Raw genomic sequence first — 13,102 nt, 5'->3', positions numbered from 1 at the left:
TCCTCGGCAGGGCCGTGCACAGCGCGGCGGAAGCCGGTGTCGTGTCGCCGCAGAGTCAGTATCGATTGTCTTTCGTCTACAGTCTACGGCGCACCGGTGCCGGGCTTGCGGGGAGTCGCCCCCGTGACACCGCCGCCAGGCTTGCGGGGACTCGCCCCTCGTACACCGCCCCCCGTCAGCCGGCCCCCTTCGTCACACCGCCCCCCGTCAGCCCGCCCCCTCGTCACACCACCCCCCGTCACACCACCCCCCGTGACACCGCCCCTCCGCTCAGGGGCAGCGCACGACCTGACCCGCGTACGACAGGTTGCCGCCGAAGCCGAACAGCAGGACCGGGTCGCCGGTGGTGATCGCGCCCTGCTCGACCAGCTTGGACAGCGCCAGCGGGATGCTCGCCGCCGAGGTGTTGCCGGACTCGGTGACGTCGCGGGCGACGACCGCGTTGACGGCGCCGATCTTCTCGGCGAGGGGCTCGATGATGCGCAGGTTGGCCTGGTGCAGCACGACCCCGGCGAGGTCGGCCGGCTCGAGACCGGCCCGCTCGCAGGCCCGGCGCGCGATGGGCGGCAGCTGCGTGGTGGCCCAGCGGTAGACGCTCTGCCCCTCCTGGGCGAAGCGCGGCGGGGTGCCCTCGATGCGCACCGCGTGCCCCATCTCGGGCACCGAGCCCCACAGCACCGGCCCTATGCCCTGCTCGCGGGACGCCTCCACCACGGCCGCCCCGGCGCCGTCGCCGACGAGCACGCAGGTCGTGCGGTCGCTCCAGTCGGTCACCTCGGACATCTTGTCCGCCCCGATGACCAGCGCCCGGGCCGCGCCCCCCGCGCGGACGGCGTGGTCGGCGGTGGCCAGGGCGTGGGTGAAGCCGGCGCACACCACGTTGAGGTCCATGGTGGCGGGCCCGGGCATGCCGAGGCGGGCCGCGACCCGGGCGGCGGTGTTGGGCGAGCGGTCGACGGCGGTGGAGGTGGCGACCAGCACCAGGTCGATGTCGGCCGGGGTCAGTCCGGCCGCGGCCAGGGCCTTGGCGGCGGCGTGCGCGGCCAGCTCGTCGACCGGCTCGTCGGGTCCGGCGATGTGACGGGTGCGGATGCCCACCCGGCTCCTGATCCACTCGTCACTGGTGTCCACCACACCCGCCAGGTCCTCGTTGGTGAGCACTTTGGCGGGCTGGTAGTGGCCGACGGCGGTGATGCGCGAGCCGTTCATCGGGTGGGTCCCCCTCGTTGCCTTGAGTAGCGGATCCACCAGTCTGATCAGTGACTCACGGGTACGACGGCAGGCAACGTGACAGGATTCCGGCGCCTGGGTTGTCAGCTTCGGTCAGCACCGCGGACGCCCGGACACCTGTCGGGCCGCTACCCGGTGAACAGCTGCGTCGCCTTGCGGACCAGCTCGTACAGGCCGTAGGCGAGCGGCAGGCCCACCCAGGCCCAGGCGAAGGCGATCAGCCAGCGGCGGTCGGGGCTAGGCGGACTCTGGCTGCTGTCGTTCGACATGGGCGGCCTCCTTCGGTGCCGGGACGTGGTGACGCTGAGCGACGGGCCGGACCAGTTCGTTGGCGGCGAAGCCGACGACGAGCAGCCCGATCATGATGACGAAGGACAGTCCGTACAGGGACGCGCCGTGCCGGCCGGCCTCCTCCTGCCGGTCGGCGATCCAGTTCACGATGAGCGGCCCGAGGACCCCCGCGGTGGACCAGGCGGTGAGCAGCCGCCCGTGGATGGCGCCGACCTGGTAGGTGCCGAACAGGTCCTTCAGATACGCCGGGACCGTGGCGAAGCCGCCGCCGTAGAAGGAGAGGATGACCAGCGCGCACAGCACGAACAGCGGTTTGGAGGAGTCGCCGAACAGGGCGATGAGGGCGTACATCAGGGCGCCGGCGCCCAGGTAGACGCGGTAGATGTTCTTGCGGCCGATCAGGTCGGACGTCGACGACCAGCCGATGCGGCCCGCCATGTTGGCCGCGGACAGCAGCGCGACGAAACCGGCGGCGGCCGTCACCGACACCGGGGTGGAGGTGTCCGCGAAGAAGTCCGTGATCATCGGCGCGGCCTTCTCCAGGATGCCGATGCCGGCGGTGACGTTGGTGCAGAGCACGATCCACAGGCACCAGAACTGCGGGGTGCGCAGGGCCTGGTCGGCGGAGACCCGCGGGCCGGCGGGGGCCTGTGCCGCCGCGGGTCCGCGCGCCTCGGGGGCGCTGCTCCGCGGCACCCGCACCAGCAGCACGCCCAGCAGCATGAAGACCGCGTACGTCAGGCCGTGCACCAGGAAGGCGAGGGCGATGCCGGAGCTGTCGGACCCGAACGAGTCGAGCATCCGCGCCGACCAGGGCGAGGCGATGAGCGCGCCGCCGCCGAAGCCCATGATGGCGATGCCGGTGGCCGTGCCGGGCCGGTCCGGGAACCACTTGATGAGCGTGGAGACGGGCGAGATGTAGCCGATGCCGAGACCGATGCCGCCGACGAAGCCGTAGCCGAGGACGATCAGCCAGTACTGCTCCCAGAACGCGCCCAGCGCGGAGAGCAGGAAGCCGGACGAGAAGCAGACCAGGGCGACGGTCATCGCCCAGCGCGGGCCGTTGCGCTCGACCAGCGTGCCGCCGAACGCGGCGGACAGGCCCAGCATGACGATGCCCAGCTGGAAGGGGAGCGCGCTCTGCGTGCCGCTGAGGCCGAGCGCGGACTCCAGGGGCGGTTTGAACACGCTCCAGGCGTAGGCCTGGCCGATGGAGAGGTGTACGGAGAGAGCGGCGGGCGGAACGAGCCAGCGGCTCCAGCCCGCGGGTGCGACGGGGGGACTCATGAACCCCGGACGGTAGGCATCCGTGCGGGAGTTGAGAAGGCGACCGGTCGACCGTATGCGGTGAACGGTATCCAGGATGCGGCGAACGGTCGGTGCGCGGAGTCTTGCCGCCCCAACCTCCATACTGTAGACAATATTTCGTCGACACAAGGCGTGCACCGGCCGGGAGCCGGCCGCACGCACCTCCGCGGTATCCCTCGAACCGAACGGAGTGTTCCCGTGAAAGTCGCAGTTCTCGGCGCCGGTGCCATCGGCGCCTACGTCGGCGCCGCGCTCCACCGCGCGGGCGCCGAGGTGCATCTCATCGCCCGTGGACCGCATCTGGCGGCCATGAGGCACCATGGAGTGCGGGTGCGCAGCCCGCGCGGCGACTTCACCGCGCACCCGCACGCCACCGACGACCCGTCCCGAGTGGGCCCGGCCGACTACGTCTTCCTGGGCCTGAAGGCCCACGCGTACGCGGCGTGCGGGCCGCTGATCGCACCCCTGCTGCACGACACGACGGCGGTCGTGGCCGCCCAGAACGGCATCCCCTGGTGGTACTTCCACCGGCACGGCGGCCCCTACGACGGCCACCGCGTCGAGAGCGTGGACCCGGACGGCGCGGTCAGTGCGGTGCTCGCGCCCGAACGGGCCGTCGGATGCGTCGTCTACGCGGCGACCGAGCTGGAGGGCCCGGGCGTCGTGCGGCACTTGGAGGGCACGCGCTTCTCCGTCGGGGAGCCCGACCGCAGCCGCTCGGCCCGCTGTCTCGCCTTCAGCGAGGCCATGCGGGCGGGCGGCCTGAAGTGCCCCGTGGAGACCGAGCTGCGCAGCGACATCTGGGTCAAGCTGCTCGGCAACATCTCCTTCAACCCGATCAGCGCGCTGGCCCGCGCCACCATGCGGCAGATGTGCCTGCACGGCGGCACCCGCCGGGTCATCGAGATCATGATGACCGAGACGCTCGCGGTCGCCGAGGCCCTGGGCTGCGAGGTCGGCGTCTCCGTCGAGCGCCGCCTCGCGGGCGCCGAGCGGGTCGGCGACCACCGCACCTCCACGCTCCAGGACCTGGAGCGCGGCAGACCGCTCGAACTCGACGTGCTGCTCGCGGCGGTCGTCGAACTGGCGGAGATCACCGGCGTGGAGGTGCCCACCCTGCGCACCGTGCACGCCCTCTCGGACCTGCTCGCGCTGAGGAGCGCCGCATGAGGAGCACCCTATGAGGAAGCGGCAACCGAAGACCTACACCCGGCTGACGCACCCGCTGGTCCGGGACTCCCGCGACCAGCCCTTCCGGCGGGCGAGCTGGGAGGAGGCGCTGGACCGGGCCGCCCGGGGGCTGGAGCGCCACCGCGGCGCCTTCGGCCTGTTCTCCTGCGCCCGCGCCACCAACGAGATGAACTACGTGGCGCAGAAGTTCGCCCGGGTCGTCATGGGCACCCACAACGTCGACTCCTGCAACCGCACCTGCCACGCCCCGAGCGTGGCGGGCCTGTCGGCGGCGTTCGGCTCGGGCGGCGGGACGTCGTCGTACGAGGAGATCGAGCACACCGACGTCATCGTGATGTGGGGCTCCAACGCCCGCTTCGCGCACCCGATCTTCTTCCAGCACGTGCTGAAGGGCATCAGGAACGGCGCCCGGATGTACGCGGTCGATCCGCGCCGCACCTCGACCGCCGAGTGGGCGGAGAGCTGGCTGGGCCTCAACGTCGGCACGGACATCCCGATGGCGCACGCGATCGGCCGCGAGATCATCCACGCGGGGCTCGTCAACGAGGCGTTCGTCGCGCGGGCCACCACCGGCTTCGAGGAGTACAGGGCCCTGGTCGAGCCGTGGACGCTGTCGCTCGCCGAGAAGGTGACGGGCGTCCCGGCCGCGGCGATACGGCAGCTGGCGCACGCCTACGCCCGGGCCGAGCGCGCCCAGTTGTGCTGGACGCTCGGCATCACCGAGCACCACAACGGCACCGACAATGTCCGTGCCCTGATCAACCTGTCGCTGCTCACCGGGCACGTCGGCCGCTGGGGCTCGGGCCTGCAGCCGCTGCGCGGGCAGAACAACGTGCAGGGCGGCGGCGACATGGGCGCGATCCCCAACCGCCTGCCCGGCTTCCAGGACATCCTCGACCCCGGCACCCGGCGGAAGTTCGAGTCGGCCTGGGACACGGTCATCCAGCCGCACTACGGCCTGAACCTCACCGAGATGTTCGAGGCGATGGAGGACGGCACGCTCAAGGCCGTCTACTGCATCGGCGAGAACCCGGCCCAGTCGGAGGCCGACAGCGAGCAGGCCGTACGCCGGCTGAAGGCGCTCGACTTCCTCGTCGTGCAGGACATCTTCCTGACGAGGACCGCCGAGCTCGCGGACGTCGTGCTGCCCGCCACGGCCGGCTGGGCGGAGACCGAGGGCACCACCACCAACAGCGAGCGCCGGGTCCAGCGCGTACGCAGGGCCGTCACCCCGCCCGGCGAGGCCCGCGAGGACATCGGCATCCTCTGCGACCTCGCCGCCCGCCTCGGCCACGACTGGAAGTACGCCGACGCCGAGACCGTGTGGAACGAGCTGCGGTCGCTCTCCCCCGACCACCACGGCATGACCTACGAGCGCCTGGAGGAGCACCAGGGCATCCAGTGGCCCTGCCCCAGCACCGACGGGCTCGAACCGACGTACCTGCACGGCCGGTTGTGGGACCCCGACCCCGCGCGGCGCGGGCGGCTCGCGCCGTTCGGGATCGTGCGGCACGACCCGCCGGTGGACCTCACCGACGAGCGGTACCCCATCCGGCTCACCACCGGGCGGCGCCTCGATTCCTACAACACCGGTGTGCAGAGCGGCGGTTACGCCTCCCCGCTGCGGCGCGGCGAGTACATCGAGCTGTCCCCGGAGGACGCCGAGCGCTACGGCGTGGTGGTCGGCGAGCGGGTGGGGGTGACCTCGCGGCGCGGGTCGGTGACCGCGCCGGTGTGGGTGGACCCCGCGCTGCGGCCCGGGCTCGCCTTCATGACCATGCACTTCCCGGACGAGGTGGACACCAACGCCCTGACGATCGAGGCGAACTGCCCGATCGCGGGGACGGCGGAGTTCAAGGCGTCGGCGATCCGGATCGAGAAGCTGCCCATCGCGACCATCGTGGGGTGACGCACCGTGGACCTGCACTTCGGCGACAGCAAACCGACGGACGACGAACGGGCGGCCGTGGACGCCCTGCTCGGGCCCCCGGAGTCCTCCTGGGAGGGCGCCGACCGCTCCGATGCCGATCTCAGGTGGGCCCGGGGCGGACGCGAGGCCCGGGACCGCCGCGACCTGCTGCTGCCGGGGCTGCACGCGATCAACGACCGGGTCGGCTGGATCAGCGACGGCGCCCTCGGCTACCTGTGCCGGCGGCTGACGGTGCCACCGGCGGAGGCGTACGGGGTCGCCACCTTCTACGCGATGTTCTCCGTCAAGCCACGTCCGGCGACCGTGCTGCACGTGTGCACGGACCTGGCGTGCGCGGCGGCCGGGGCACCGGAGCTGTGCGCCGGGGTCGAGGAGCGGCTGGGCCCCGGCAGCGGGGTGAGCGTGCAGCGCGGACCCTGCCTGGGCCTGTGCGAACGGGCCCCGGCGGCGCTCGCGATCAGAGCCGGGGACCCGGTCCGTACGGCGGTGTCCGCACCCGCGACCGTCGAGGAGGCCGTCCTCGCGGCGAGCGCCCCGGACTCGGCGCCCGAGGAGCCCCCGGCCGCGCGGGCGGTGCCCCAGGCCGGGCAGGACGGCCTGATGCTGCTGCACCGCGTCGGCGTCGTCGACCCGGCGTCCCTCGACGACTACCGCGCCCACGGCGGCTGCACGGCGCTGCGCCGGGCCTTCGAGCTGGGCCCGGCGGGCGTCATCCGCGAGGTCACCGACTCGGGCCTGGTCGGACGCGGCGGCGCGGCCTTCCCCACCGGCCGCAAGTGGCAGGCCACGGCGTCCCGGCCGGACCGCCCGCACTACCTGGTCTGCAACGCCGACGAGTCCGAGCCCGGCACCTTCAAGGACCGGGTGCTGATGGAGGGCGACCCGTACGCGCTGATCGAGGCCATGACGATCGCCGGGTACGCGACCGGCGCCCACCAGGGCTACCTGTACCTGCGCGGCGAGTACCCGCGCGCCCTGCGCCGCCTGGAGCACGCCCTCGCGCAGGCCCGCGCCCGGGGCCTGCTCGGCGGGGACGTCCTCGGGCAGGGGTACGCCTTCGACATCGAGATCCGGCGCGGCGCGGGCGCCTACATCTGCGGTGAGGAGACGGCCCTGTTCAACTCCATCGAGGGCTACCGGGGCGAGCCCCGCTCGAAGCCGCCGTTCCCCGTGGAGAAGGGCCTGTTCGGCAAGCCGACGGTCGAGAACAACGTGGAGACCCTGGTCAACGTCCTGCCGATCCTGACGATGGGCGCCCCCGCGTACGCCGCGATCGGCACCGGGCGCTCGACCGGGCCGAAGCTGTTCTGCGTCTCGGGGGCGGTGGACCGGCCCGGTGTGTACGAGGTGCCGTTCGGGGCGACGCTGGGTGAGGTGCTGGCGCTCGCCGGGGTGCGGGACGGGCTGCGGGCGGTGCTGCTCGGCGGCGCGGCGGGCGGTTTCGTCCGGGCCGACGAGCTGGACATCCCGCTCACCTTCGAGGGGACGCGCGAGGCCGGCACGACGCTCGGCTCGGGGGTGGTGATGGCCTTCGACGACAGCGTGCCCCTGCCCCGGCTGCTGCTGCGCATCGCGGAGTTCTTCCGCGACGAGTCGTGCGGGCAGTGCGTGCCCTGCCGGGTCGGGACCGTGCGGCAGGAGGAGGCGCTGCACCGGATCGCCGAGCGTACGGGTGCCGCCGCAGCGGACGACATCGCGCTGCTCAGGGAGATCGGCCGTGCGATGCGGGACGCCTCGATCTGCGGTCTGGGGCAGACCGCGTGGAACGCCGTGGAATCCGCCATCGACCGTCTGGGGGCGTACGCATGACCGTCACACCGCTGGGGATCCCGCGCCGGCTGCTGGAGTTCACGCTCGACGGCGAGACGGCCCGGGTCACCGAGGGCTCGACGATCCTCGACGCCTGCCGGGCGGCGGGCAAGGACATCCCGACCCTGTGCGAGGGCGACACCCTGCGGCCGAAGAACGCCTGCCGGGTGTGTGTCGTCGAGGTCGAGGGGGCCCGCACCCTGGTCCCGGCCTGCTCCCGCAAGGCCGAGCCGGGCATGGAGGTCCGCACCGGCACCGAGCGGGCCCGGCACAGCCGCAAGGTCGTCCTCGAACTCCTCGCGTCCTGCGTCGACCTGTCGACCACGCCCCGGGTCGCCGAGTGGCTCAAGGACTACGAGGCCGAGCCGGACCGCTTCGGCCCGGACGCGGCCCGGCTCGGCGAGGAGCCGCGGATCGACAACGACCTGTACGTGCGCGACTACGGCAAGTGCATCCTCTGCTACAAGTGCGTCGACGCCTGCGGCGACCAGTGGCAGAACACCTTCGCGATCTCGGTCGCCGGACGCGGTTTCGACGCCCGGATCGCCGTCGAGCACGACGCGCCGCTGACCGAGTCGGCATGCGTGTACTGCGGCAACTGCATCGAGGTGTGCCCCACGGGAGCGCTGTCCTTCAAGTCGGAGTTCGACATGCGCGCGGCGGGTACCTGGGACGAGTCGCGGCAGACGGAGACGACCACGGTGTGCGCGTACTGCGGAGTGGGCTGCAACCTGACGCTGCACGTGCAGGACAATGAGATCGTCAAGGTCACCTCGCCGCACGACAACCCGGTGACCCACGGCAACCTCTGCATCAAGGGCCGCTTCGGCTACCAGCACATACAGAACCGGGACTGATCAGGACATGGGACGAGTCACGGAACGACGCAAGGTGCTCCGCATCCGGGACGGGGCGGTCTCCAGCCGCCCGGACACGCTCGTCGCCGAGGAACCCCTGGAGATCCGGCTGAACGGCAAGCCCCTGGCGATCACCATGCGCACCCCGGGCGACGACTTCGCGCTGGCGGCGGGCTTCCTGGTGAGCGAGGGCGTGCTGGGCGGGCAGCAGGACCTCAGGAACATCGTCTACTGCGCCGGGGCCACCGGTGGGGGCACCTCCCTGCTCGATCGAAGCCGAGAGCTTGGGGGAGGCTCGAACACGTACAACGTGGTCGACGTGCAGACGGCCCCGGACGTGGTGATCCCCGACATCACGCTGGAGCGGAACGTCTACACGACGTCCTCCTGCGGTCTGTGCGGCAAGGCGTCGCTGGACGCGGTGCGCACCACGGCCCGCTGGCCCGTCGCCGACACTCCGCCGGTCCGGCTCACCCCCGAGCTGCTGGCGGACCTGCCCGGCCGGCTGCGCGCGGCCCAGCGGGTCTTCGACCGGACCGGTGGGCTGCACGCGGCGGCCCTGTTCTCCGAGGAGGGCGAGCTGCTGGACGTCCGGGAGGACGTGGGCCGGCACAACGCGGTCGACAAGCTGGTCGGCCGCGCCCTGCAGAACGGGGACCTGCCGCTGTCGCGGACGGTCCTGCTGGTCTCGGGGCGGGCCTCCTTCGAGCTGGCGCAGAAGGCCGTGATGGCCGGTATCCCGGTCCTGGCGGCGGTGTCGGCGCCGTCCTCGCTGGCGGTGGACCTGGCCGCCGAGACGGGCCTGACGCTGGTGGGCTTCCTGCGGGGCAGCTCCATGAACGTGTACGCGGGAGAGGAGCGCATCGCCCTGCGGGCCGCGGCCGCCCAGGGCTGAGCAGGTCCCCCCTCGCGACACGGCGGCGGGGCCCCGACCGGCGGGGAGCGCCCCCTGCGCCGCAGGGGCCCCGTCTCGGCCCGGCCCTCTCGCGGAGCCTCAGCCGCCCGTGCCGGATATGCGCCGCAGCATGCCGATGAACTGCTCGCGTTCGGCGTGCGACAGCGGGGCGAGCAGTTCGTCGTTGGCGGCGCGTGCCGCCTGCTCGCAGCGCGTCAGCAGCCGGGCTCCCCGGGCGGTGAGGGACACCGCGTTCTTCCGCCGGTCCTTCGGGTCCGGTTCGCGCACCACCAGACCCGCCGTCTGCAGGTCGTTGAGGATGCCGACCAGGTCCTTCGGGTCCAGCCGGATCCCGCGGCCCAGGTCGGCCTGGGCGACGGGGCCGAGGTCCCGGACGGCGGACAGCACGACGTGGTGCCACATCCGCATGTCCTGCTCGGCCAGGGCCTCGGCCACCAGGGCCCGGCCGCGGGCGGCGGCACGGCCGAGCAGCCAGCTGGGCAGGGAGCGGATCGCGGGGAGGGGGGCTTCCGACATGGCCGCAGCCTAACCAAGGAATCGTTGGTTCTCCCTATGATCGTCCTATACCGTTGGGTGCCCCAACGACTTCATCGGGCTACCGACGACATCCGGAGGTGCGATGCGCCGCGTCCGCTACGAATCCCGAGGCGGCCCCCTGTTCGTGGAGGAGGCACCGGTCCCCGAGCCCGGCCCCGGGGAACTGCTGGTGCGGGCGGAGGCGATCGGCGTCACCCTCCCGGTCGTGCGCGAGGTCGCGGAGGCGGCGGAGCCGGTCCCGCTCGGCGGCGAGATCGCCGGGGAGGTCACCGCCGTGGGCGAGGGCGTCACCGGTTTCGGCCCGGGCGACCGTGTGACCGGGCTCTGCTGCGGCCACGGCTACGCCGACTTCGCGCTCCTGCACGAGGCCATGGCCTCACCGGTCCCGGCCGACGCCGGCGCCGTCGACGCGGTCGCCCTGGTCCGCAGCGGCCTGGTCGCCCTCGGCGCACTGGAGGCGGCCCGGCCCGAGCCGGGCGAGGCGGCCCTGGTCACCGCAGCGGCGAGCGGCGTCGGCCATCTGGCCGTGCAGCTGGCCAGGACGCGCGGCGCCGGACGCGTCGTGGGCGCCGTCTCCGATCCGGCCAAGGCCGCCTTCGTGCGCGGCCTCGGCGCCGACCACGTCATCACCTACGGCGACGACAGCTGGGGCACCCCGGTCGACTACGTCCTCGACGCGGTCGGCGGCGCCCTGCTCACCCCCGCCCTGCACGCGCTCGTGCCCGGGGGACGGCTGGTGGCGTACAGCTCGGGCGGCGGCGCCGTCCAGGCGTACGACCTGCTGACGGGCGCCAAGTCGGTCATCGGGTTCCAGACGGCCCGGGTCGCCCGCTGCAGACCGGAGTTGCACGAGCAGTGGCGCACCGAGCTGTGGCGGCTGTTCGCCTCCGGCTCGCTCAAGCCCGTCGTGCACGGGGAGTTCGCCCTGGAGGACGCGGCGAAGGCGCACGGGGAGATCGAGGCGCGGTCCAACCTCGGCAAGGTCGTCCTGATCCCCTGACGCGGGTCCTTGTGAGGGTTCTGAGAGCCAAGTACCGTCTGTGGCCCGCACATGGGACGTGGGATGTCCGGTTGTCCGCACGACCGCTCCCCGGTCGCCCGTTCCCATGCCCCGGTGGTCCAGCCGACCGACGCATGAAGGGCAGGTCGCACCATGCCGTCAAGTCTTCGCACCCGTCTGAGATCCACCCTGACAGCCGTTCTCGCCGCGGCGGCGCTCCTGGCGCCGTCCGGCCCGGCCCACGGCCAACCCGCTCCGCAGACGCCGGAGTTCGAGCAACAGGTCCTCTTCAAGGCCTCCCAGGACCCCGGTTACGCGTGCTTCCGGATCCCGGCGATCGTGCGGACCACGGCCGGCACGCTGCTCGCCTTCGCCGAGGGCCGCGTCCTCAACTGCGGTGACGCCGCCGACATCGACATCGTCCTCAAACGCTCCACCGACGGCGGCCGCACCTGGGGACCGCTCCAGGTCGTCAACGAGGGCGCGGGCGACACACACGGCAACCCGGCGCCCCTCGTGGACCGCAGGACGGGCCGGATCCTGCTGGCCGAGACGTACAACACGGGCCGCACGGACGCCGGCAACTGCGCCATCCCCTGCGACCGCACCCCGCACCTGCAGTACAGCGACGACGACGGCCGGACCTGGTCCCAGCCGCGCGACCTGAGCGACCAGATCCTGCCCGGGCACTGGAACTCCTGGTACGCCACCGGGCCCGTGCACGGCATCCAGCTCACCCGCGGGAAGCACGCCGGACGGCTGGTGTTCGGCGTCAACACCGAGACGTGGGACGGCAGCCGGGTCTCCGCCAACCACGCGGCGCTCATCGTCAGCGACGACGGCGGCGACCACTGGCGGATCGGCGCCACGGACTCCTGGCCGATAGCGCCGGAGGGCACGTTCCGGCAGAAGCCGTCCGAAGTCACCCTCACCGAACGGGCCGACGGGGCCGTCCTCGTCAGCGGCCGCGAGCAGGACGGCACCGACCTGGGCCACCGCTCCCAGACCCTCAGCCGGGACGGCGGCGACAGCTTCGCCACGCCCTTCCGCGCCCTGCCGGACCTCTACACCCCGCAGGTCCAGGGCGCGACGCTGCGCCTCGGCGACCGGCTCCTGCTGTCCGCGCCCGCCGACCCCGACCGCCGCCGGACGATGATGATCCGCTCCTCCTACGACGGCGGGCGCACCTGGGACAGCGTGGACCGGGGCACGGTCGTCACCCGGGACTGGTCCGGCTACTCCGACATGGCCGTGGCCGGCCCCTCGACGGTGGGCCTGCTGTACGAGGGCGGCGCGGTCGACGCCCGCGACGAGATCCGCTTCGCGCGCTTCAGCGAGGACTGGCTCCAGCCGCGCCGGGGCCGCGACCCGACCACCCGGGACGCCGCGGGCGCCCGGCCCGCAGCCGTGCTGGGCGGCGCCGGACGCACGGCCGGCGTCCGCGGCGGCGCGTTGTCCTTCGACGGCGCCGACGACGCCGTGCGCCTGCCCTACCGCCCCCAACTGGGTTTGGGTGAGGGCGACTTCACGGCCTCGCTGTTCTTCCGCTACACGGCCACGGCCGGGGAGCAGCCCTTCCTGTGGATGGGCGGCATCGGCGGCACCCAGCCGCAGATCTGGCTGCGCGGAGAACCGGCGAGCGACCGGGTCCGGGCGCTGGTCACCACCCGGTCGGGCGCGACGACCGTCCGGACGGCCTCGGTGTGGACCGACGGAGCCCACAACGACGGCCGCTGGCACCACCTGGTCCTGCGCCGGGGCGGCGGACAACTGACCCTGTTCCTCGACGGCACACCGCTGAGCACCCCGGACGTGCCGGGCTCGGTCAGCCGCAACTCCCCCTTCGGCGTGCACATCGGGCAGCGCATGGACAGCCGGGCGTTCCTCACGGGGGCGATCGACGAGGTCCGGGTGTGGAACCGCGCCCTGACCGACCGGGAGCTGGCGTCCGGCGCCCCGGGCGCGGCCTCCCGGGGCACCGTGCTGTGGCTCCCCATGGACCAGGTGAGCGGCAGCAACTAACGTCACGGCAC

The 13,102-nt window shown here is 72.9% G+C and carries 11 protein-coding genes; 7 read left to right on the top strand and 4 right to left on the bottom strand.

Annotation, left to right across the window (positions count from 1 at the left end; all coding sequences use genetic code 11):
* Positions 1-270: 270 nt before the first annotated feature.
* The 3 genes from ABZY20_RS12060 to ABZY20_RS12050 all read right to left on the bottom strand — a co-directional run bounded on the left by ABZY20_RS12060 (position 271) and on the right by ABZY20_RS12050 (position 2,808).
* Positions 271-1,209, bottom strand: coding sequence for a beta-ketoacyl-ACP synthase III (locus ABZY20_RS12060; RefSeq protein WP_356440305.1), 939 nt, complete (start codon positions 1,207-1,209; stop codon positions 271-273).
* Between the two features lie 149 nt (positions 1,210-1,358).
* The gene (locus tag ABZY20_RS12055; RefSeq protein ID WP_356440303.1) at positions 1,359-1,499 is read right to left on the bottom strand and encodes a hypothetical protein; all 141 of its coding nucleotides are present in this window, start codon (positions 1,497-1,499) and stop codon (positions 1,359-1,361) included.
* Positions 1,468-2,808, bottom strand: coding sequence for an OFA family MFS transporter (locus tag ABZY20_RS12050; protein ID WP_356440301.1), 1,341 nt, complete (start codon positions 2,806-2,808; stop codon positions 1,468-1,470). Before ABZY20_RS12050 ends, ABZY20_RS12055 begins: the two co-directional genes overlap by 32 nt.
* Before the next feature lie 219 nt (positions 2,809-3,027).
* Between ABZY20_RS12050 and ABZY20_RS12045 the strand changes: the two genes are divergently transcribed.
* Genes ABZY20_RS12045 through fdhD form a run of 5 tightly spaced genes read left to right on the top strand, consistent with a single transcriptional unit; the run spans position 3,028 to position 9,511 of the window.
* Entirely contained in the window at positions 3,028-3,999 is a 972-nt protein-coding gene (locus ABZY20_RS12045; protein WP_356440299.1) for a 2-dehydropantoate 2-reductase, read from the top strand.
* Between the two features lie 10 nt (positions 4,000-4,009).
* The gene (locus ABZY20_RS12040; protein ID WP_356440297.1) at positions 4,010-5,929 is read left to right on the top strand and encodes a molybdopterin-dependent oxidoreductase; all 1,920 of its coding nucleotides are present in this window, start codon (positions 4,010-4,012) and stop codon (positions 5,927-5,929) included.
* 6 nt (positions 5,930-5,935) lie between these two features.
* Entirely contained in the window at positions 5,936-7,759 is a 1,824-nt protein-coding gene (locus ABZY20_RS12035) for an NADH-ubiquinone oxidoreductase-F iron-sulfur binding region domain-containing protein (RefSeq protein ID WP_356440294.1), read from the top strand.
* The gene (locus ABZY20_RS12030; protein ID WP_356440292.1) at positions 7,756-8,616 is read left to right on the top strand and encodes a 2Fe-2S iron-sulfur cluster-binding protein; all 861 of its coding nucleotides are present in this window, start codon (positions 7,756-7,758) and stop codon (positions 8,614-8,616) included. The genes ABZY20_RS12035 and ABZY20_RS12030 overlap by 4 nt, the downstream gene beginning before the upstream one ends.
* Positions 8,617-8,623: 7 nt before the next feature.
* Positions 8,624-9,511, top strand: coding sequence for a formate dehydrogenase accessory sulfurtransferase FdhD (gene fdhD / locus ABZY20_RS12025; protein ID WP_356440290.1), 888 nt, complete (start codon positions 8,624-8,626; stop codon positions 9,509-9,511).
* Between the two features lie 99 nt (positions 9,512-9,610).
* On the opposite strand, the gene ABZY20_RS12020 is transcribed toward fdhD, so the two are convergent.
* A complete protein-coding gene (locus ABZY20_RS12020; RefSeq protein ID WP_356440288.1) occupies positions 9,611-10,048 on the bottom strand; it encodes a MarR family winged helix-turn-helix transcriptional regulator in 438 nt (145 codons plus the stop codon).
* A 103-nt stretch (positions 10,049-10,151) separates the two neighbouring features.
* Here ABZY20_RS12020 and ABZY20_RS12015 point away from each other — a divergent pair, with 103 nt between their 5' ends.
* Positions 10,152-11,069 carry a zinc-binding dehydrogenase gene (locus tag ABZY20_RS12015; protein ID WP_356440286.1) on the top strand — a complete coding sequence of 306 codons (918 nt, stop codon included), beginning with the start codon at positions 10,152-10,154 and terminating at the stop codon, positions 11,067-11,069.
* 153 nt (positions 11,070-11,222) lie between these two features.
* Positions 11,223-13,091, top strand: a complete 1,869-nt coding sequence (locus ABZY20_RS12010) for a sialidase family protein (RefSeq protein WP_356440283.1) — start codon at positions 11,223-11,225, stop codon at positions 13,089-13,091.
* The last annotated feature ends 11 nt before the right edge of the window (positions 13,092-13,102 follow it).

It is taken from the genome of Streptomyces sp. NPDC006624 (genome assembly GCF_040611555.1).
Lineage (GTDB): Bacteria > Actinomycetota > Actinomycetes > Streptomycetales > Streptomycetaceae > Streptomyces.
The sequence above is the reverse complement of the archived record's forward strand: the minus strand, read 5'-3'. Positions and strand labels throughout refer to the sequence as shown.